This window comes from Candidatus Baltobacteraceae bacterium, assembly GCA_036559195.1.
In the GTDB taxonomy this organism is placed as follows: Bacteria; Vulcanimicrobiota; Vulcanimicrobiia; order Vulcanimicrobiales; family Vulcanimicrobiaceae; genus JALYTZ01.
In genome coordinates this window covers 1-18,483 of record DATBTN010000041.1, presented here as the reverse complement: position 1 = coordinate 18,483, position 18,483 = coordinate 1, and the positions used below count along the sequence as shown (strand labels likewise).

Here is an 18,483-nt window from a genome sequence, read left to right as displayed (position 1 = left end):
TAGCGGTGTTCCTCATTACGATTCTGGCCGGTTGCGGGGGCGCGGGGATGCGCGCCGTTCCGCCCGGTTCGCGCGCCGCGTCCAGCGCGGCGGCACCCGCCGATGCGCCGGCAACGTTGCCGGGCGACGCACAAGGCCTGCCCGGCGACGCGCCCGCGACCTTGCCGGGCGACGCCCCGGCCACGCTGCCGGGCGATGCCCCGGCCACACTCCCGGGAAATATCGTCTCGCTCTGTCCCGAGGCCCCCGCCGGCAGCGCGCGCTGTTTGGCGCTGCAAAATACAGGCATCGCCCCCGTCTCAGATCCGCACGCCACACCGCTCGAGATTCACGGACTGCAACCGGCCGACCTGACCGGCGCGTATGAGCTGCCGGGCGCCACGTCCGCGGCCGGCACCGGCCAGACCGTGGCGATCGTGGATGCCTACGACGATCCCGCGGCCGAAGCCGATTTAGCGATCTATCGCGCCGCCTTCGGCTTACCGGAATGTAGCACGGCTAACGGCTGTTTCCGGCGCGTCGACCAAGCCGGTTCTCTCGGTCCATATCCGGCGCCGAACCGGCAGTGGGCCACGGAGATCGCACTGGATCTCGACGTGCTCTCGGCGACCTGCCCGAACTGTCACATTTTGCTCGTGGAAGCGAACTCGGCATCGCTCGACGATCTCGGCGCGAGCGTCGATCGCGCCGTCGCGATGGGTGCGAACGTCGTGAGCAACAGCTACGACGCGTTCGAATGGTCGGGCGAAGCGGCGGAAGAGTCGCACTACCGGCACGCGGGCGTACCAATCACGGTCAGTTCGGGCGATCGCGGCGTCCCGATGTATCCGGCCGCATCGCGTTACGTAACGTCGGTTGGCGGCACGACCCTTACGCGCGCGGGCGGTTCGTGGACCGAAACGGCCTGGCAGAGCGGCGGGCACGGATGCAGCTACTATTTATGGCGACCCTATTGGCAGCCGCCGGGTCCGTGTCATAACGCGCGTTCGACGGTCGATGTCGCGGCGGTTGCCGACCCGCAGACCGGCGTTGCGGTTTACGATGATTTCACGAACTCCGGGCAAGCCGGCGGGTGGATCGTCGTCGGTGGTACGAGTGTCGGCGCGCCGTTGGTCGCGGCCGCATACGCACTGGCGGGTAACGGGCGCGCCATCAACAGCGCCTGGTATCTCTATGCGCATCGCAGCGCGTTCAACGACGTCGCTCCCGCCGGCTTCGACGCGTATACGGGTCTAGGCACCCCACATGGGCTCGGCGGTCTCTAAAGCGCTAGCCGCGGTTAGTTCGGTTTGTAGCCTTCCATCTTGAGGATACGGGCCTTCATCTCGATGCCGTAGCCGTAGTTGTGAAGTTCGCCGTTCGAATCGACGACGCGGTGGCACGGGAAGAGCAACGGCAACGGATTACGCGCCATCGCTTGACCGACGGCCCGTGCGGCGCGCGGACGGCCGATCTCGCGAGCGACCCACGAGTACGACCGTACCTCACCCGGCGGAATCGCGGCCGCCGCCTTGAGGGCGGCCTGCTCGAAGGGCGTGAGGTCGCTGATATCGACGCGCCCTTCGTCAACGTGCCAGGTGGTAAAGAACTCGTCGAGCATTCCGATTAGCCACGACGGCGCTTCACCAGTCTGAACGTTCCGGCGCAAGCGGCGCTCGACTTGCTCGCGGATAGCCTCGGCCGGCTCGCCGCGATCGATTCCGACGAACGTGATGCGCGCATCTTTAAATCCGACGTAGAGGCGCCCGATCGGCGTTGCGACGACGGCGAGCGTCACGGGTGTGGAACGGTACTTGTGTTTGATCTGCGCGATGTGTTCGACGACCTTGGCGGCCAGATCGCACGACGGCTCCGGCTGCGGAAGGCACGACAAGCAATAGGCGACGCCTTCGTACTGCTCGTACAACTCCTGGCACGGCGGGCACGCCTTCAGATGGCTGAGGACGGCTTCGCGAAGCGGGGGCATTCCCTCGCGAATGTCGTCCCACAGCGCTTCGACGTCACGACAGCGCATGGAGTGATGCTCCTTGAGGCACGATTTTTCCGATCTGCGGGCCGAGGATGCGGCGCAGGATGCGCACGGCGCGGTGGACGTGCGACTTGACCGTTCCGATCGGCTGATCGAGAATCTCGGCGATCTCCGGGTGGCTGCGCCCTTCGATGAATCGCAACGTCGCCGCCGCGCGCAAATGCATCGGGAGTTGCAGCAGGGCGCGCTCCACCAGCACCATGTCGGCATTCTGCTCGACGATGGTTTCGGGCTGGAGCGGACCGTCGTGCGATGCGCCGCGCAGCAGCGCGTCGGGATCGGCCAACGCGTCGAGCGCAACGTTGGTAGGCCGCTTGCTTCGCAGGCGATTTCGCGTAACGTTCAACGTGATCGTGTAGAGCCACGGCTGAAGACGCAGTTCGGAACGCTGTTCGAGCGACATCTTCCCGAGCGCGCGGTAGGCGCGCACGAAAGCGTCTTGGACGATCTCTTCAGCGTCCTCTCGGTTGCCGGTCATGCGCAGCGCGAATCCGTAGAGCCGACGCTGATAGTCGTCGACGATGGCGTCAAAGCGTTCGACGCTGGGAATGCCGGTAAGCGCTTTTGTCGCCGCCTTCTTCGCCGAAGCCGGTGGTGGCACGGTCAACTCCCTGTGGAGTGGTGCAAGCGCGCTCATACACGCGTCCAAACACCGTCTCATGGCGCAAAGGTTTCACATCGCCACGCGTGCCCCCCGCTTCGGGGGGCAGGTTCGGGGCCGCGACTTCGAGAAGCGCGGTCTATGACGCCACACGCAGCGATCATGCGAAAACCCTACCGCCGTTCGGACGCTACGCGCCGAGCGGTTTTTTGTTTTTTTCGCAATCCTTCGCCAGACTGATAAAAGGGGGAACATGGCAACAGACAACGTCATCGAACCGCACCAGATCGCCTTCGACGCGTACACGATGTGTAGTTTTCTCCCCAATCTCGATTCATCGCGAGCCGTCCCGCTCGTACTCATCGGATACCGCAAGAACGAAGACCCGTGGTTCGTCTGGCTCGTCCCCGAGCACGGCGTCGGCTCGCAGAGCCTGACAGACGATCCGTACTATGCAAAAGTCCTACGCGATCCGCGTACGTACTTTCAGAAAAAGCTTCGAAAATACGTCGAGGAAACCGGCTGCGTCAAGCGCGGCATCGAAATGCTGATCGACTATCACCAGAGCCATCTCGCATTTACACCGCTCGTGCAGATGCACGAGATGCCGTTCACGCATCCCTTAGCCGTGGAACTGGTAGGAGTCTGAAGAAGCGCCGATCGAGGGGCCCGGAAACCGGGCCCCTAAAACTGCGCCTGTGTGGTGGCCGGCTCCGCGCCGTCGGCTTTGATCAATCGTCGGTAGACGATGGTGACGGGCGTGGATGCTTTACCGCGATCCTTGAGCGTACCGCGGATGGTCAGCGTCTCCTCGAGCGCGAGCAGCAAAGCGCCGTGCAGCGCGTAGTAGGCGGTCCCTTGCATCCGCATTTTGCCGGCTATCGAGATGGTGGGGTGATCGGGCAGCGGCCCCACCATCGGTCCGGTCGCATCGAACCCGACGCCGACGGCGCTGCGCCCGGCAACCCGAGCGATCGAAGCGCGCAGGAGCAACCCCCGCAGCGATCCGCCCGTGATCGGCGACGGAAAGTCGAACGGTACGCTGCCGTGCAGGTGCACCAGGTCGCGCAGCGTTTGCGGATCGAGTTCGATCGCGAACGGCTGGTTGAGAACGGTCAAGTAGTCGGGATCGGCATCCGCGTGGTCGGTAAGCTCGCCGCCGGGCAGCATCACCTGCACGAACGACGCCTTGGCTTGCGCGCGAGTACCCTGATCGACTCGAACGTACTGCACGTTGGCGGCAAAGCGCGTCTGCTTGCCTTGGCGCGTGACCGTAAGCTGCTGCGTGCCGCTGTAGCTTATTTGCGTCTGCAAATCGGATTGGCCCATCCGATAGCTATCGTTCCCCGAAACGACGTAATGCTGGTCGGCGAGGGCGGGGGCATAGAGGGACAGCGCCGCTGCGATGCAGAGACCGAGGGTGGAAGCGCGGTAGCGCGTGATGGTGGTGCTCGCTTTCTAGGCCGGTTCCGAAGGTTCGACAGTAGCATTATCCCAGGTATAGTGGGTTGGCGAAACATCGAACGCGACAAATTTTTGCCGATATCCCCAACAATGAGTACTTCCTCACCTCAGACGGGTATGTCGGGCCTATGAGCGTTACCCGTCTTATTGCGCTAGCGATCGGTCTCGCGGTCGTTGCGACCGCAATGCCGGAGCGCGCCCGTGCGGCTCCGACCGCCGATACGGCGACGCAGCGCAGCGACGTGGTGACCCGCAAGCTGCAGCGCATCTATCAGACGGCCTACGACGAGGCGTACAGCCGGCACGCCATCATCCAGGAAGATGGGACGACGTTCGTCTCGACCGGCGATATCGGCCAGGAATGGTTGCGCGATTCGAGCGCGGTGATGATTCCGTACATCGGCGTCTCCCACACCGACCCGTACGTGCGCTCGATGCTGCGCGGCGCGATCGCCCGCCAGGTGCGCTACATCGAGGTCGATCCCTACGCCAACGCCTTTACCTTGAACTATCGGGTAGCCGAGCGGAAGTTCGAAATGGACTCGCTGCTTTATCCGATTTGGTTTGCCTATCTCTATTGGAGATCGACGGGAGACGGCTCGATCTTCACGCCCGATTTCCAGCGCGCGATGCACCGGGTCATTCAGACGCTGCGCACCGAGCAGCATCACGCCACGCGCTCGCATTACACGCATCCCGAGCTCGCCGATCGCGGGAAGGGAAGCCCCATCGCGTTCACCGGGCTCGTATGGACCGGCTTTCGCCCGTCGGACGACGCCGCGCGCTACCAGTACAACATTCCCGATAACATGTTCGGGGTCGCGGTGCTGCGGGATCTAACGGTCGTCGAGCATCGGGTCTATCACGACCGGTGGATGGCCGATAACGCGTACGGCATGTCCGTTCAGATCCAACGCGCGATCGAGCGCAACGGGCTCGTGAATCTGCCCGGGTTCGGGCGCATCTACGCGTACGAAGTCGACGGCCGCGGACACGCGAATCTGATGGACGATGCGAACGTCCCCTCGTTGCTCTCGATGCCGTATTTTGGTTACGTCGGCGTGCACGACGTTGCGTATCAAGCGACGCGCGCCTTCGTGCTTTCGCCGCGAAACCCATACTACTACGTTGGGAAGTACGCGGCGGGCGTCGGCAGTCCGCACACGCCCCACGGCTACATCTGGCCGCTCGCGCTCGTGATGCAGGCGATCACGGCCACCGACCCCAGCGAGATCGAACGCGTGCTGGGCTACGTTGCGGTCTCGGACGTCGGCGACCATCGACTGCACGAATCGTTCAATGCGGATTGGCCCGAGGCATACACGCGCTCCGATTTCGCTTGGCCCAACGCGCTGTTCGCGCAACTGATGCTCAAACGCGACGGCGGCCGTCTTCCGATGGCCGTTGCGAAATAACATCCAAATACACGAGCGTCGCGAAGGCCGTGATGGGTACCGCGATCAGCGTCGCGGCGACGTCGTTGATCCAGAGGTCGGCTCCGCGGACGTGCAGCGCGTGTAATCCGAGCGCGCCGAGTTGGAGCAGCGTTCCAACGGCGACCTGGACGAAGAGAAGCGCGAGGGCTCGGGAGAAGTTGTGCCACGCAAGCGTCGTGCTCTGATAGAAGCTCGACGGTACGAGCGTGAGGGTCGATGAAACGGGCGCGAGGCACGCAACGATATCGGCATAGACGATGGTCGCGGAGAGAACGAAAAGAAACGCTCCGAAGGCCAGCGTGAGGAGCAGTGCGGACCCGCTCGACGTCGCGATCGCGCTCATCGCGAACGCGTAGAGATACCATTGCACGAATTCGATGACGATCACCGCCCAGAGCCGCTCGACGATGCGGCCCGCTCGTTCGCGTGCCGTCGGCAGATCGCCGGTGCGATCGGCAAAAACGGCGATCGTTACGATCGTCGCCAGTACCGGTGAGACCAGGAGATTTGCCGCTAGAACGACGGGAGCGGCGAAATGGGCCGCCGCCGAGATCCCGAGTTCCAGCCCCGCGACGGCCAGTGCTGCGAGCAGAAATTGCCACCACCGTCGGGCGCACGCATGCAGCGCGAGTCGTGCAAGCGTTGGAAGTGTGGCGGGCGGCGGATTCTTAGCGTTCGGGGGTGGCCAGCTCAGAGCGGCGTCCCGAGGCGGCGGCGCGTGCCGGCAAGTAAAAGCGTACGCTGGCGATGCCGCCGCAAAGTACGACCTCGTCTGCATCGGCAAAGGTGCGGCCGTCGACGTCGACGGTAAAACGCCCGTCGGCCAAACCGGCGAGCGTGGCCCGAACGTTGCGTTGGAACTTATCGTAGGGCGCGCGGGCGCCGATCGCCTCACGAACGGCGAGCGCGACCAGCTCGCGGATTCGCAAAGGTGTAGCGAGTGCGAAGGCGGCGGAGCCGCTGCACGCGACGGAATGGAGATCGAGCGGCACTCTGATGCGGATCACTGCCGGAAGTTTTTGGCGAACTTCGAGGAGCCGCCTGCCGTCGGGGAGTAACGATTTCTGCAATGAGCGTTTTCGGGAACTTCCCCGCGGGCGAGGTCGTTGATGCGGCGGAGAGATTCATCGCTAAAATGGACGATCGCGAACTAACCGATGCCGTCGTGCGCAGCGAGCGCGCGATGACCCCCGCCGGCCGCACGGCGCTCGTCGAGTCGATCTTCGATGCGTTTCGCGAGCGAGGCGAATCGTCGGAAGACGCCGCCGAAGGTGCCGGCGTGCCGCTTTCGAGTATCGAAGCCGGCGAGAGCGAGTCGATCGCTGCGCTGCTGCGCTACGCGCAAGCGAGTCCGGGGTTACTCAAAGAAGCCACCGCTCGATTTGTGGAGCATCACGCCGATTACGTGGGGCAACTCGCGCCGGCGATCGTCGACGGGATCTCCATGAAACTGCACGCCCGGTGAACGAGCCGCCGCGCCGCCGGCGATCCTCCGGATACACGCCCGACGGCCGCAGCGGCGGCAGCTTTCCGGTATGGCCGCTCTTTATCGTGATCGTTGTTTTAGGCGTGTTCATCGGCGGCGTCTTGGCGCACTTCCTGCGTCGCGGCGATCTCGCGGCGCCGCAAAAGACCGTGCGCCCGACTCCCGTGCCCGTCGCCGTTGCGACGCCGCCCGCGCCGATACCGCACCCCGAACGCACCACCATCGCGGGCCATCCGGCAATACGGGTGCCTACGCCGCTGCCGACGGCGGTCCCGACCGGGTCTCCAACGCCGCGGCCCGTTGCATCACGTACGCCCGTTGCGACCGCTGCGCCGACCGCCGCACCCACGGCGACGCCAGTTCCCAAACCGCTGCGAACACCCGCTCCGGCCGCTACGACGGCGCCCAAACGTCACACGCAGCCCGTGGCGCGCAAACCGGTGAGCGAGCCGCCGCCGCCCGTTCCCGCCGACTCGCCGGCCGGCGTCGTGCGCGCGTACATCAACGCGCTCGCGAACGGCAACCGCGTCGGCGCGCAGCAATATCTTGCGAACGGGACGGTCGATCAGGATTCGTTTATCGATGCGAGCGCGCAGATAACGGGTCTGCGCAGTTCGTCCAACGCCGACGGCACCGCCAAGGTCGACGTCGATCTCGCGACCGCCAGCGGCAAATATTTCATCTCGTTTACGTTAAGCGACAACCGCATCACCGATCACACGGCGATCAAACCCTAGAGTTCGGCGCCGAGACCCGTGTTGGCTCGAACTTCGAGTTGCGCGTAGAGCGCTTCGGCTTCGGGATCGCGCGAGCAGAGCGTGCCGAGAATGGCGGCGGCGAACCCGAGCGGCACCGAGACGAGCCCCGGATTGGAGAGCGGAAAGATCGGAGTGCCGGCGATCAAATGCCGGACCGTCGCGCCGGCGGGATCGACGCCCATCACGGCGGGGCCGATCGCGATGAGAACGAGCGAGGAAACCAAACCGGCGACCATGCCGCAAATAGTGCCCGTCCGGTTGAATCGCTTCCATGCAAGCGTTAGAATGATCGCCGGAACGTTCGCACTCGCGGCGACCGCAAACGCGAGCCCAACCAGAAACGCAACGTTCAAGTTTTTCAGCCAGATCGCAAAGACGATCGAAAGAATCGCAACGACAGCCGCGGTGATGCGCGCGACGCGGAGCTGTTCGCTCTCGTTGCCTTCTCCGTTTCGCACGAGATTCCACCAAATATCGTGCGCGAACGCAGAGGAGGCCGCGATAGTCAAGCCGGCGACTACCGCGAGAATCGTCGCGAATGCGACCGCGGCGATGAAGGCCAGAAAGAGATCGCCGCCCAGACCCTGTGCGAGCAGGATCGCCGCCAGATTGTCGTTCTTGACCGGCACGATGTATCCGTCGCGTGCGAAGGCGGCGTTGAGCGCCGGCGCCTGCGCGGGGTGATGCGCGATATAGCGTATCGCCTCCCCGCTCGTGACGTGCGGACCGATCCGGGATTGACCGATCAACGTTGCCGCGCCAAAGCCCATAAACGTGGTCAGCAAATAAAAGACGCCGATCAGCACCATCGCCCAGGCGACCGACGTTCGTGCGGCCTTTGCCGATGGCACGGTGTAAAAGCGCATCAGAATGTGCGGAAGCCCGGCGGTTCCTAGGACGAGCGCGATCCCGAGCGAGATCAGATCGAGCGATCCCCAGCGCCCCGAGAAGAAGAGGCCGGGTTGCAGGAGGCTCGCGTGCAGGCCGACGCCGACCGCGCCGTGCGCGTTCGCGGCCGCGGCGAAAAATGCGGCCAGCGAAAAATGGTAGCGCGCGAGCACGAGACACGAGAGCAGCGCGCTCGCACCCAACAACAAACTTGCCTTGATCACTTGTACCCACGTCGTGGCGAGCATCCCGCCGACCGTAACATACAGCAGCATCAGCGCGCCGACCACCACGATCGCCGTGTTGAAGCTGAAATCCGGAATCAAAACGTTGACGAGCGACCCGGCGCCGACCATCTGTGCGATCATGTAGAAAAGCGTGATGATCAGCGTCGAAATCGCCGCCAACGCGCGCACGCCGCGGCCGCGATTGCGAAACGAGATGACGTCGGCGATCGTGTATTTCCCGGTATTGCGCAGCGGCTCGGCAACCAGCAGCAGCACGGTCAGATAAGCGACGAGCCAGCCGACCGAATACATGAATCCGTCGAAGCCGAAGAATGCGATCAGACCGGTGATGCCCAGAAACGAGGCCGCCGACATGTAGTCGCCGGCGATCGCAAAACCATTCTGCAGGCCGCTCACGCGACGGTGAGCGCTGTAAAAGCCCCGGCTGGTCTTACTGCGCCCCGATGCAACGTAGGTGATCACGAGCGTGATCGCCACGAAGACGACGAACATTACGACGGTGGGCGTCATCGAAACTCGCTACGCACGCGGCGAACGATTTGCGCTTCGAGAAAATCGAAACGCCGGGCGCGCTGCAAATAGATCGCGAGCAGAATCCACGCCATCGCGAACTGCGAGAGCGCGAAAAGATACGCGACGTTGAGGTGCCAGAAGACCGGGCGCGACATCAGGGCCGGCGCGAGGCCGACGAGGACGGGCAGCGCGAGATAATAGAGCAGGAAAAACAGCGTTGCGGGAACGACGAAGCGGCGTTTCATCGCCACGAGAGTGCGAAAATCGGCATCGGCCTCGATGCTCTGCCAGTCTTCGGGTGTCAGGTGGTGGTGCTCCATCTTACCTCTTGCCGCGCACGATCGCGCGTAGGGCGTCGCCGACCAGCAAGTCGACTGCAAACCCCGCGCAGAACGTGCCGATTGCGTAGACCGAGAAGAGGTCGCTCGTGCCGAAGGGCAGCGTTTCGACCAAAACGACCAATGCGACGAACGCCGCGATGAGTCCCACCGCGAAGCGAAGGATGCCGGTACGCAGATGCGCGGCCGCTTGCTGCGAACGAGCCAGTTCGCGCGCGAAACGCAACGGCGAATTGCGCCCGATATCCCAGACCGCGAGGGCCGCGACCCAGCACAGCATGACGGCGATCAGCCGCACGAAGAGCTCGAGGAGCGCTTCGCTCATCGTTGGAGGACTAGTCTTCGTCCGGCCAGGTTGCGAGTTCGCCGACTGCGGCGCTCTTGAGCACTTTTAGCCCGAGCATCGCGCATTTCATGCGCGTCGGACTGATGCCGATGCCGACGTTTTCGAGCACGGTTTCTTTGGAGAGCGTCGCGACGGCTTCGAGTTTCATCCCCTTCACCGAATCGGTCAGCATCGACGCCGACGCCTGACTGATCGCGCAGCCTTTGCCCGAGAAACGAACGTCGGCTACCGTTCCGTCGGTCCCGACCAGAAGCTCCATGCGGATCTGATCGCCGCAGAGCGGATTGGTATCCTCCGCAACCGCATCGGGTTTTTCAAGATGTCCAAAATTATGCGGCGCCCGATAGTGATCCAAAATATAGTCGCGGTAAAAGTCGTCCAATTAGAAGGCGCTCCGTCCCGGGCGTAGGGCGTTCATGCGAGTTTGAAGACTTGGGCGGCTTTTTGTAGGGCTTCGATGAGGGCGTCTACGTCGGCTTTGGTGTTGTAGATGTAGAACGACGCGCGGGCGGTGGCGGGCCAGCCCATCTTTTCCATTAGCGGCATCGTGCAATGGTGGCCGGCGCGAATGCAGACGCCCTCGATATCCAGGATCGATGCGAGATCGTGCGGGTGAATATCGGCGAAGTTGAACGAGATCACGTCGGCGACGAGCTCGGGATCCTGCGGTCCGTAGATGACCAGGCCGCGAGGTTCGAGTTCGCGCAGGCGTTCGAACGCATAGTGCATCAACGAGCGCTCGTGTTCGCGCACCCACTCCATACCGATCGACGCCAGATAATCGACGGCGACGCCGAACGCGATCGCGTCGGCGATGTTGCTCGTTCCGGCTTCGAATTTCCATGGCAAGTCGTTGAAGGTCGAATGCTCGTAGCCGACTTTGCGAATCATGTCGCCGCCGGTCAAAAACGGCGGCATCGACTCGAGTAGCGCGCGCTTGCCGTAGAGGGCGCCGATGCCGGTCGGCCCGCACATCTTGTGCGCGCTAAACGCGTAGAAGTCCACATCGAGCGCTTTAACGTCCACGGGCATATTCGGCGCGGCTTGCGCTCCGTCGACCAAAACCACCGCACCCGCGGCGTGGGCGCGGGGAACGATGCTATCGAGCGGCGCGATGGTGCCCAGGGTATTGCTCACGTGCGAGAGCGCGACGAGCTTCGCGCCCGCGAGCAGGTCGTCGAGATCGTCCAGAACGTGCAGTCCGCGATCGTCGACCGGGATGAAACGCAGCTGGGCGCCCGTCTTCTCGGCGAGCAGTTGCCACGGCACGAGGTTCGAGTGATGCTCGAGCTGCGTCGTCACGATCGCATCGCCGGCCTTGAGATTCGTCAATCCCCACGCGTACGCCACGAGGTTGATGGCCTCGGTCGTATTGCGCGTCCAGATCAGCTCTTCGCTCTGCGCGTTCACGAACGCGGCGACTTTGGCGCGCGCGCCCTCGAACGCATCGGTCGCCCGCGCCGCAATTTCGTAGACGCCGCGATGGATGTTGGCGTTATATTTCGAGTAGTACTCAACGAGCGAGTCGATCACGCTCTGCGGTTTCTGTGAGGTAGCCGCCGAGTCGAGAAAAACCAGCCGCTTCCCGCGCGAAGTCCGCTCGCGCAAAATTGGAAAATCTTCCACGATCCGCGCAAGCTTCGCCGCGTCACCGCGAGTTTGACCTTTGTCACCGCCAGCTTGACCCTTGTCATCCTGAGCTTGTCGAAGGACGCTACTCATCGAACCAGCCTTATCCGATCTTCGCCTCGAGCAAGCCGCGCAATTCCTCGCGCAGCGCTTCGGTTGGAAAACGATCGATCGCGGGTTGGAAGAATCCAAGCGCGATCATTTTCTCCGCGGCCTGACGTTCGATGCCGCGGCTGGTCATGTAAAACAACTGCTCCTCGTCGAGCGCGCCGACGGTCGCTCCGTGGTACGCCTTGACATCGTTGGCGGCGATTTCGAGCGCCGGAATCGAGTCGATATGCGACGACTTTGAGAGCAGCAGCGCATCGTCGCGCAGGAACGCCGCGCTGCCTTGAGCGTGCGCGAGAATTCGAATGTTTCCGAGGTAGCGCGCCTGCCCCTGACCGATCGCGGCCGATTTCACGAGCGTCTCCGAGCGGGCGTTACCGACGTTGTGCTCGACGGTTGAGATCATATCGACGTGTTGATTTCCGCGCGGAAAAAACAGACCGGTGATCTGCGCGTCGACGCCCGGTGAATCGATCGCGACGTCGATGGAACTGACCGAAAGCGCCGCGCCGAGTTCGGCCGCGGCCCACTGTACTTGCGCGTCCTTGCCCGGACGCGCCGCCCGCGTGAAATAGACGCGAGCGTCTTCGGGGAGCGTTTGAGCCGAGGCATAGACGACCTGCGCGCTCTCCGCCGTGACCACTTCGGCGATGCCGCAGACGAACGCACCGGCAATCGTCGCCTCGACGCGCTCGACGATCGTTACGCGGGCGCCGCGGTCGGCCAGCACGAGGGTGTAAGGGAAAAGCGCACTTTGGGCGGCCGTGTAGCGAATCACGATCGGCTCGTCGACCGCGACGTCGGCGGGAACGTAGACGAACGCACCGGTGTTGGTGAGCGCCGTTGCGAGCGCTGCAAACTTACGATTGCGGGCGTCGGCCGTTTGACCGAAGGCGCGATCGAAGAGCTCGCGGTGGCGCTGCGCGGCTTCGCGCAGACTGCAGACGATCACGCCGCGCCCCGGCAACGCGTCGATTGCGGGATCGGCTGCGGGCGCGCTGCCCAACGCAAGCGCGTCGAGATCGATCGTCTCCAGATCGATCTTCCAATACCGTCCGGGCTTTTCGCGACCGGCGGGAAGGTGCGAGAAGCGCTCGAGCGCCTCGGTGCGGAGCTCTTGCGAGAGCACCGCGTCGCCGGCGGGAGCGACGAGCGTGCTAGGCAAGTGTCTCGATCTCCTCGCGGATCTTATCGTACCCTTCGCGCTCGATGCGATTGGCTAAATCCGCGCCGCCGGTCTTGACGATGCGGCCGTCCATCATCACGTGCACGACGTCGGCGACGATGTATTGCAGAATGCGCGGATAGTGGGTGATGATCAGGAAGCCGGTATCCTTGCCCTCGGCGCTCTCGCGCATCGCGTTGACCGATTTGCCGACCGCGCGCAGTGCGTCGACGTCCAGACCCGAATCGGTCTCATCCAGCACGGCGTATTTTGGCCCGAGCACGGCCATCTGGAGCATTTCGAGACGCTTCTTTTCGCCGCCCGAGAAGCCGTCGTTGAGATAGCGGCCCAAAAAACCGGGATCCATATCGAGGATATCGAGCTTCTCCATGAGCATCGCGCGGAATTTTGCCGGCGTAAGGTCGCCCGGTTTCACGGCTTGGCGCGCCGCGTAAAGAAAGTTCGCGACCTTCACGCCCGGAATCGCGGCCGGATATTGAAACGAGAGGAAGAGTCCGGCCTTGGCTCGCTTGTCCGAAGCCATCTCGAGCACGTTCTGGCCGTCGAGCGTCACGCTGCCCGAGGTGACCCGATAGTTTGGGTGGCCGGTCAGCGAGAAGGCGAGCGTCGATTTTCCAGACCCGTTGGGCCCCATCAGCGCGTGCACTTTACCCGGCTCGACCGTCAGGTCGATGCCCTTAAGAATGCTGTTATCTGCCACGCTGGCGCGCAGATCGTGGATGACGAGGCCGGACTCCGACACGCTGATGACTCTCCTTCGAGAAGATTGCTCCGGGGGTGCACCCGTTATGGTAGCGGAAGGCAGCAGAGAAAGTCAAGGAAAACCTGGACTATCTAAGGATTTCGTGTTAGGATCCCCCTAGAATATGCAACCCGATCGCTTCTTCCAAACTACGCGAGGCAAGATCGTCGCCGAGCTGCGTCAGCGCCGCTCCGCATCGGCGGTCGATTTGGCGCACGTGTTCGGGCTCTCGCCCAACGCGATCCGCCAACAGCTCATCGTGCTCGAGCGCGACGGGCTGGTTCTCGAGCGGTCGGTGCGTCGGGGGCCGACCAAGCCGACCTACGAGTTCTCGCTCACATCCGAGGCCGGCAAACTTTTTCCGCAGCAGTACGACAAGATGCTCGGCGCGGTCTTGCATCAGGTCAAAGAGCAATTCGGCGCATCGGCGGTTGCCGCGGTTTTCGACGGCATCGCCAAGCGAACGGTCGATCGTGCGAAGGAGCGGGTTACCGCCGTCGACGCCGAGGGCAAAGTCGCCCAGCTCACCGGGATGCTTCGCGACGCCGGCGTCGTCGCCGAGTACAGTTTGATCGACGGCGGCTTCGAACTGCACGAACACAACTGCCCGTACTCCGAGGTCGTCAAAGATCATCCGGAGGTCTGCTCCGTCATTCACCACGTCCTAGACGCGACGATCGGCGGCGAGCACGTTCAAAAAGAATCACTCGCAACCGGCGGCAGCGAATGCCGGTTTGAGTTGAAGGTCCCCACACCGTAACGACTGCTTGAAGCGGAGCGCCTTGTAGAATGAATTTTCCAAAATTTCAGCGACTCGTCGAAGAGCGTGCCGGTTTCCGGACGATGGAGAACGCGACCGCGAGCGGCGAATACTTCAGCGATTCGTGCGGCGACCTCTACAATTTCTTTCTGAAGGTCGGCCCGGGAGCGGTGATCGAGGACATCTCGTATTTTACGACGGGATGCGGCTTCGGTACGGCAACGTGCAGCCTGGTCGTCGATCTCGCCAAAGGTAAGACGATCGATCAAGCGCTCGCGATCACCGAGGCGGATATCGATACGCAGCTCGATGGCTATCCGGAAAAGAAGAAAGACTATCCGCAGCGCGCGCTCGAAGCGCTAAAAATCGCGATCGACGACTACAAGAGCAAAGTCGCATCGGGCGCCGTACCCGATTTCGGCGCGATGCCCGCGCCCGCGCGCGCACCGGAAACCCCCATTCCCGCCCCCGCCGAACAGCCGGCCGCCCAGACCGACGACGGCAAAGTCCTCATCAAACTCCACTAGCCCGCAACACGCGTCACCCTCCGCCGAACCCCGCATCGAACAAGCACATGCTTCGACAAACTCAGCATGACAACAAGCCATGTCATCCTGAGCCTGTCGAAGGACGGAGCCTGTCGAAGGACGACGCGCCGCGCCGACTCATGCTGCTTCGAACAAGCTCATGCTTCGACGGGCTCATGCTTCGACAAGCTCAGCATGACAAAAAAAGTCACCCCCTTGTCATCCTGACCCTGTCGAAGGACGACCGCGCCGCACCGAATCATGCTGCTTCGAACAAGCTCATGCTTCGAAGGACGACGCTTATCGAAGGGTGGATGATTTATTGCAGGTATGGGTTGGAATTGCGCTCGGTGCCGATTGTGGTGAAGGGGCCGTGTCCGGGGATGACGGAGGTTGCGTCGGGAAAATCCAGCAGCTTGCGATGAATCGATGCGACGATATCTTCCATCGACGTGCCGCCCAAATCCCAGCGCCCAATCGAACCGGCGAAGAGCGTGTCGCCGGAAAGGATCGTTGTTTCGGCGCTTCCCTCGAAGGCGAAGCAAACGCTTCCCGGCGTGTGTCCCGGGGTGTGCAGGACGCTCATTCGAACCTCGCCTACGCTCAGAACGTCGCCGTCGCGCAGGTCGGCGTCGAGCGCGACCACGCGCGGCATCTCGCGCAGCCCCGCCCAGCGCGCCTGCATCGCCGGTGAGCGATAGAGCGCTAGATCCGCCGGATGCAGCAATCCCAAGCCGTGCGTGAGTTCGCGCAGCCGGCCGAGGTCGCCGATGTGGTCGAAGTGCGCGTGGGTGTGCGCGAGATAGCGCGCTCGGAATCCGCCCGCCGCTAGCCGACGCACCACTTCGTCGACTCCGTCGCCGCCGTCGACGACGATCGCTTCTTTCGTTACGTCGTCGGCGACGATCGTGCAGTTGCAGCCGAGCATACCGGCGGCAAAGGTCTCTACGTGCGTCATTCGACGCGCATGCCGAAGTCGTGGAAGGTGCCGTTGAAGTACCCCAGCGGCGTACCGGGTCGCGACGCGCTCGAGAGCACGCGTCCGATAAAAATGCTGTGGGAGCCGGCGTGATGCTCCTCTTCGACGGCGCAATCCAGATGCGCGATCGTGCCGCTAAGCACGGCGGCGCCCGTCGCGTCGACGTCGTACGGCACGTCCTCGAATTGCCGCTCGCGCAGCTTGCCGGAGAATCGCTCCGCGAGCTCTCGCTGCGCGCCGTCCAGGATGTTGACGCAGAAAATCTTCGAGGTCGAGATGTAGAGGTAGCTGCGTGCTTCCCGATTGATGCAGATGAGCACGAGAGGCGGCTGAGTCGAGACGCTCGCGAAGGAGTTTACGGTGAGTCCGCGCGGCTCGCCGTCGCGTAGACTCGTCACCACGCAGACGCCCGTCGGATAGCGGCGCATGACGGATTTGAATGCGTCGGCATCGGCGCCGGATCGCTGATTCACCGCGTGCGCGCGCCGATACCGGTGCCGTCGGCGAGCGGAATGATCGTGGCGTCGAGCTCGGGGTGATTGAGAAAGGTCTTATTGAATCGCCGGATCGCCGCGAGATCGTCGTCATCCTCCCGAGCCGGTTTTTCGAGAACGCGCCCGCCGAGCATCAGGTTGTGCACCACGACCAGTCCCGAGAGTTTGAGCATCGGCACCACGTGCTCGAGATATTCTTCGTACTCGGTCTTCTGCGCGTTGATGAAGACGATGTCGAGGTTGCGTTGCGGAAAGGTCGGCAGAATTTCTTGGGCAGGCTGGTTGATCAGTTCGACTTGCTCGGTAACGCCGGCTCGCTCGAAATACGAACGCGCCACGTCGGTACGCTCGATGTTGGGATCGAAGGTCCAGATCTTTCCGGCCGGCGGGAGCGCGAACGCCATCCACAGCGTCGCATATCCGTACGCGGTGCCGATCTCGAGTATGCGGTTGGCCTGCATGCTGTGAACGAGGACCGAGAGCAGCCGCCCGAGGGATCGCGAGACGGCGGGTATCTCTTCCTTGCGGCCATACTGTTCGAGTTCGAGCAGCAGCGGATCCGGCTCGGCGTGCGTCGCCTCGAGATAGGTGTAAACGTCGGCGTACATGCTCGTGCCTCTTGGGGCTACAAACCGACGATTCCTTGATGCGAGAATCCGAACGCCATGAAGAAGATCATCGGAATCGAGAGCATCGTATTGACCCGCGTCCACAGGAACGCCGTACGTTCGTCCTGCGAACGCATCGGCACGAGCGCGACCAGCAGCATGATCGTGCCGAGCCACGCACCGATGCCGATCGGCGCGTAGAGACCGCGCAGCAAGAACGCGTCGGTAAAGCCGTTACGCCCGGGCACCGTGAGGGTTACGAGCATCGCGCATCCCAGCAGCCACGCGATAATCGCGCTGCAGCGTAGATAAAAACCGACGCGAGGCAAAACCAACTCGTCGATCAGCGCCGATCGGCCGATCCCCATGGCGGCCGCCCGCGCGCGCGGATGCACGAAATCCAGGTAGTAGTGCAAGCCGATCCATACGATTCCGGCGAGGTCGTGGAACCAGCGCAGAAGCGCCGCTACCCAGTCCACGCTACCCGCTCACGACGGAATACGGAACCAGGCGCCAGGCGAGGGCGTAAAGTGCGACGGTCAAAAGCACTCCGCAGACAAACGTTCCCCAGGGCGAGTCGAGTGGATTACGCAACCGGCGTCCCTCCTTGGTAAAGGCTCGCCTCTAGACTTAAACCCGGCAGGCGCCGCTTCCCACGTGGGGCGAACCCTCGACCTCGACTATGCCGATGCGCCTGCGGTTGTTCCCGCTCAACGCCGTCCTCTTTCCGGGCGCGGTGCTCAATTTACACGTCTTCGAGCCGCGTTACAAACAGATGATTCACGAGTGCATGGGTGAAGGCGTCGGTTTCGGCGTGGTGCTGATTCGCGAGGGCCGCGAGGCGGGCGATCCGAGCGTCGAGCCGCATCAGGTCGGCTCGGTTGCGGAGATTCTCGAAATCACGCAATTGCCGTTCGATCGTTTCTACATCTCCACGATTGGCCGCGAACGCTTTCGCATTACCGAGATCGTGAGCCGCGAGCCGTATCTCACCGTCGAAGTCGAGGCGATCGTCGAGGAGGCCGCCGGCGCCGAAGGCTTGGAACCGCTCACCACGCAAGTGCGCGCCGCGTTCTTAGAATACATCGAACTGATCATCGAGTTCAGCGGTCAAGAAGCCAACGTCGATCTTCCCGACGACCCGCAAAGCACGTCGTTCATCGTCGGCGACGCACTCCAGGTGGCCGATACGATGAAGCAGCGCTTGCTCGAACTCGACGATACAAAACAGCGTCTCACGGTCGAATTGGCGTTCCTGCGCCGCCTTTTGCCGCAACTGCGCAAACTTTTAGAACGCCGCGACATCGAACTCGAAGCCCGTCGCGAACGCGGCGACGAGGGCG

Annotated in this window: 24 protein-coding genes; 8 read left to right on the top strand and 16 right to left on the bottom strand. The window is 63.0% G+C overall.

Going from position 1 to position 18,483, the window contains the following annotated elements; translation table 11 throughout:
• Positions 1 to 5: 5 nt before the first annotated feature.
• Positions 6 to 1,265 (top strand): S8 family serine peptidase, encoded by a 1,260-nt coding sequence (locus VIG32_04940; GenBank protein HEY8297352.1) that lies wholly within the window; start codon positions 6 to 8, stop codon positions 1,263 to 1,265.
• A 14-nt stretch (positions 1,266 to 1,279) separates the two neighbouring features.
• On the opposite strand, the gene VIG32_04935 is transcribed toward VIG32_04940, so the two are convergent.
• Positions 1,280 to 2,014, bottom strand: coding sequence for an MGMT family protein (locus VIG32_04935; protein ID HEY8297351.1), 735 nt, complete (start codon positions 2,012 to 2,014; stop codon positions 1,280 to 1,282).
• The gene (locus tag VIG32_04930) at positions 2,001 to 2,666 is read right to left on the bottom strand and encodes a sigma-70 family RNA polymerase sigma factor (protein ID HEY8297350.1); all 666 of its coding nucleotides are present in this window, start codon (positions 2,664 to 2,666) and stop codon (positions 2,001 to 2,003) included. Before VIG32_04930 ends, VIG32_04935 begins: the two co-directional genes overlap by 14 nt.
• Positions 2,667 to 2,883: 217 nt before the next feature.
• Here VIG32_04930 and VIG32_04925 point away from each other — a divergent pair, with 217 nt between their 5' ends.
• Positions 2,884 to 3,279, top strand: coding sequence for a hypothetical protein (locus tag VIG32_04925; protein HEY8297349.1), 396 nt, complete (start codon positions 2,884 to 2,886; stop codon positions 3,277 to 3,279).
• Between the two features lie 35 nt (positions 3,280 to 3,314).
• Here the strand turns inward: VIG32_04925 and VIG32_04920 are convergent, their stop codons facing one another.
• The gene (locus VIG32_04920; GenBank protein HEY8297348.1) at positions 3,315 to 3,959 is read right to left on the bottom strand and encodes a hypothetical protein; all 645 of its coding nucleotides are present in this window, start codon (positions 3,957 to 3,959) and stop codon (positions 3,315 to 3,317) included.
• A 263-nt stretch (positions 3,960 to 4,222) separates the two neighbouring features.
• Between VIG32_04920 and VIG32_04915 the strand changes: the two genes are divergently transcribed.
• Positions 4,223 to 5,509 carry a glycoside hydrolase family 125 protein gene (locus VIG32_04915; GenBank protein ID HEY8297347.1) on the top strand — a complete coding sequence of 429 codons (1,287 nt, stop codon included), beginning with the start codon at positions 4,223 to 4,225 and terminating at the stop codon, positions 5,507 to 5,509.
• Here the strand turns inward: VIG32_04915 and VIG32_04910 are convergent.
• Both VIG32_04910 and VIG32_04905 read right to left on the bottom strand, forming a co-directional pair.
• Positions 5,466 to 6,308, bottom strand: coding sequence for a hypothetical protein (locus VIG32_04910; protein HEY8297346.1), 843 nt, complete (start codon positions 6,306 to 6,308; stop codon positions 5,466 to 5,468). The genes VIG32_04915 and VIG32_04910 overlap by 44 nt on opposite strands.
• Positions 6,199 to 6,537 (bottom strand): hypothetical protein, encoded by a 339-nt coding sequence (locus tag VIG32_04905; protein ID HEY8297345.1) that lies wholly within the window; start codon positions 6,535 to 6,537, stop codon positions 6,199 to 6,201. Before VIG32_04905 ends, VIG32_04910 begins: the two co-directional genes overlap by 110 nt.
• A gap of 62 nt (positions 6,538 to 6,599) precedes the next feature.
• Between VIG32_04905 and VIG32_04900 the strand changes: the two genes are divergently transcribed.
• The gene (locus tag VIG32_04900) at positions 6,600 to 6,995 is read left to right on the top strand and encodes a hypothetical protein (GenBank protein HEY8297344.1); all 396 of its coding nucleotides are present in this window, start codon (positions 6,600 to 6,602) and stop codon (positions 6,993 to 6,995) included.
• Positions 6,992 to 7,753, top strand: coding sequence for a hypothetical protein (locus tag VIG32_04895; GenBank protein ID HEY8297343.1), 762 nt, complete (start codon positions 6,992 to 6,994; stop codon positions 7,751 to 7,753). The genes VIG32_04900 and VIG32_04895 overlap by 4 nt, the downstream gene beginning before the upstream one ends.
• Here the strand turns inward: VIG32_04895 and VIG32_04890 are convergent.
• From VIG32_04890 to sufC, 7 genes are all read right to left on the bottom strand, one after another.
• On the bottom strand, positions 7,750 to 9,420 hold the full coding sequence (locus VIG32_04890) for a cation acetate symporter (GenBank protein ID HEY8297342.1): 1,671 nt from the start codon (positions 9,418 to 9,420) through the stop codon (positions 7,750 to 7,752). The genes VIG32_04895 and VIG32_04890 overlap by 4 nt on opposite strands.
• Entirely contained in the window at positions 9,417 to 9,743 is a 327-nt protein-coding gene (locus VIG32_04885) for a DUF485 domain-containing protein (GenBank protein HEY8297341.1), read from the bottom strand. The genes VIG32_04890 and VIG32_04885 overlap by 4 nt, the downstream gene beginning before the upstream one ends.
• Before the next feature lies 1 nt (position 9,744).
• A complete protein-coding gene (locus VIG32_04880) occupies positions 9,745 to 10,086 on the bottom strand; it encodes a hypothetical protein (protein ID HEY8297340.1) in 342 nt (113 codons plus the stop codon).
• A 10-nt stretch (positions 10,087 to 10,096) separates the two neighbouring features.
• On the bottom strand, positions 10,097 to 10,489 hold the full coding sequence (locus VIG32_04875; protein HEY8297339.1) for an iron-sulfur cluster assembly scaffold protein: 393 nt from the start codon (positions 10,487 to 10,489) through the stop codon (positions 10,097 to 10,099).
• A 32-nt stretch (positions 10,490 to 10,521) separates the two neighbouring features.
• The gene (locus tag VIG32_04870) at positions 10,522 to 11,736 is read right to left on the bottom strand and encodes a cysteine desulfurase (protein ID HEY8297338.1); all 1,215 of its coding nucleotides are present in this window, start codon (positions 11,734 to 11,736) and stop codon (positions 10,522 to 10,524) included.
• A 103-nt stretch (positions 11,737 to 11,839) separates the two neighbouring features.
• Entirely contained in the window at positions 11,840 to 13,009 is a 1,170-nt protein-coding gene (gene sufD / locus VIG32_04865; protein HEY8297337.1) for a Fe-S cluster assembly protein SufD, read from the bottom strand.
• The gene (gene sufC / locus VIG32_04860) at positions 13,002 to 13,772 is read right to left on the bottom strand and encodes a Fe-S cluster assembly ATPase SufC (protein HEY8297336.1); all 771 of its coding nucleotides are present in this window, start codon (positions 13,770 to 13,772) and stop codon (positions 13,002 to 13,004) included. Before sufC ends, sufD begins: the two co-directional genes overlap by 8 nt.
• A gap of 124 nt (positions 13,773 to 13,896) precedes the next feature.
• On the opposite strand from sufC, the gene VIG32_04855 reads away from it, so the two are divergent.
• Positions 13,897 to 14,532, top strand: coding sequence for a hypothetical protein (locus tag VIG32_04855; GenBank protein ID HEY8297335.1), 636 nt, complete (start codon positions 13,897 to 13,899; stop codon positions 14,530 to 14,532).
• Between the two features lie 29 nt (positions 14,533 to 14,561).
• The gene (locus tag VIG32_04850) at positions 14,562 to 15,059 is read left to right on the top strand and encodes an iron-sulfur cluster assembly scaffold protein (GenBank protein ID HEY8297334.1); all 498 of its coding nucleotides are present in this window, start codon (positions 14,562 to 14,564) and stop codon (positions 15,057 to 15,059) included.
• A 319-nt stretch (positions 15,060 to 15,378) separates the two neighbouring features.
• On the opposite strand, the gene VIG32_04845 is transcribed toward VIG32_04850, so the two are convergent.
• The 4 genes from VIG32_04845 to VIG32_04830 are packed head-to-tail and all read right to left on the bottom strand — an operon-like array spanning position 15,379 to position 17,619.
• A complete protein-coding gene (locus VIG32_04845) occupies positions 15,379 to 16,017 on the bottom strand; it encodes an MBL fold metallo-hydrolase (protein HEY8297333.1) in 639 nt (212 codons plus the stop codon).
• Complete coding sequence (locus VIG32_04840) at positions 16,014 to 16,511, bottom strand: flavin reductase family protein (protein HEY8297332.1); 498 nt, start codon at positions 16,509 to 16,511, stop codon at positions 16,014 to 16,016. The genes VIG32_04845 and VIG32_04840 overlap by 4 nt, the downstream gene beginning before the upstream one ends.
• A complete protein-coding gene (locus tag VIG32_04835; protein ID HEY8297331.1) occupies positions 16,508 to 17,140 on the bottom strand; it encodes an O-methyltransferase in 633 nt (210 codons plus the stop codon). Before VIG32_04835 ends, VIG32_04840 begins: the two co-directional genes overlap by 4 nt.
• Positions 17,141 to 17,157: 17 nt before the next feature.
• Positions 17,158 to 17,619 (bottom strand): hypothetical protein, encoded by a 462-nt coding sequence (locus VIG32_04830; GenBank protein ID HEY8297330.1) that lies wholly within the window; start codon positions 17,617 to 17,619, stop codon positions 17,158 to 17,160.
• A 203-nt stretch (positions 17,620 to 17,822) separates the two neighbouring features.
• On the opposite strand from VIG32_04830, the gene VIG32_04825 reads away from it, so the two are divergent.
• Positions 17,823 to 18,483, top strand: a 661-nt coding sequence (locus VIG32_04825) for an LON peptidase substrate-binding domain-containing protein (GenBank protein HEY8297329.1), incomplete at its 3' end; no start/stop codon positions are given.

Excerpts from the sequence above, each read along its gene's own strand:
- VIG32_04935 (HEY8297351.1), bottom strand. The coding sequence starts at position 2,014 with ATGCGCTGTCGTGACGTCGAAGCGCTGTGGGACGACATTCGCGAGGGA.
- VIG32_04930 (HEY8297350.1), bottom strand. The coding sequence starts at position 2,666 with ATGAGCGCGCTTGCACCACTCCACAGGGAGTTGACCGTGCCACCACCG.
- VIG32_04925 (HEY8297349.1), top strand. The coding sequence starts at position 2,884 with ATGGCAACAGACAACGTCATCGAACCGCACCAGATCGCCTTCGACGCG.
- VIG32_04920 (HEY8297348.1), bottom strand. The coding sequence starts at position 3,959 with ATGGGCCAATCCGATTTGCAGACGCAAATAAGCTACAGCGGCACGCAG.
- VIG32_04915 (HEY8297347.1), top strand. The coding sequence starts at position 4,223 with ATGAGCGTTACCCGTCTTATTGCGCTAGCGATCGGTCTCGCGGTCGTT.
- VIG32_04910 (HEY8297346.1), bottom strand. The coding sequence starts at position 6,308 with ATGCAGACGAGGTCGTACTTTGCGGCGGCATCGCCAGCGTACGCTTTT.
- VIG32_04900 (HEY8297344.1), top strand. The coding sequence starts at position 6,600 with ATGAGCGTTTTCGGGAACTTCCCCGCGGGCGAGGTCGTTGATGCGGCG.
- VIG32_04890 (HEY8297342.1), bottom strand. The coding sequence starts at position 9,420 with ATGACGCCCACCGTCGTAATGTTCGTCGTCTTCGTGGCGATCACGCTC.
- VIG32_04885 (HEY8297341.1), bottom strand. The coding sequence starts at position 9,743 with ATGGAGCACCACCACCTGACACCCGAAGACTGGCAGAGCATCGAGGCC.
- VIG32_04880 (HEY8297340.1), bottom strand. The coding sequence starts at position 10,086 with ATGAGCGAAGCGCTCCTCGAGCTCTTCGTGCGGCTGATCGCCGTCATG.
- VIG32_04855 (HEY8297335.1), top strand. The coding sequence starts at position 13,897 with ATGCAACCCGATCGCTTCTTCCAAACTACGCGAGGCAAGATCGTCGCC.
- VIG32_04850 (HEY8297334.1), top strand. The coding sequence starts at position 14,562 with ATGAATTTTCCAAAATTTCAGCGACTCGTCGAAGAGCGTGCCGGTTTC.
- VIG32_04845 (HEY8297333.1), bottom strand. The coding sequence starts at position 16,017 with ATGACGCACGTAGAGACCTTTGCCGCCGGTATGCTCGGCTGCAACTGC.
- VIG32_04835 (HEY8297331.1), bottom strand. The coding sequence starts at position 17,140 with ATGTACGCCGACGTTTACACCTATCTCGAGGCGACGCACGCCGAGCCG.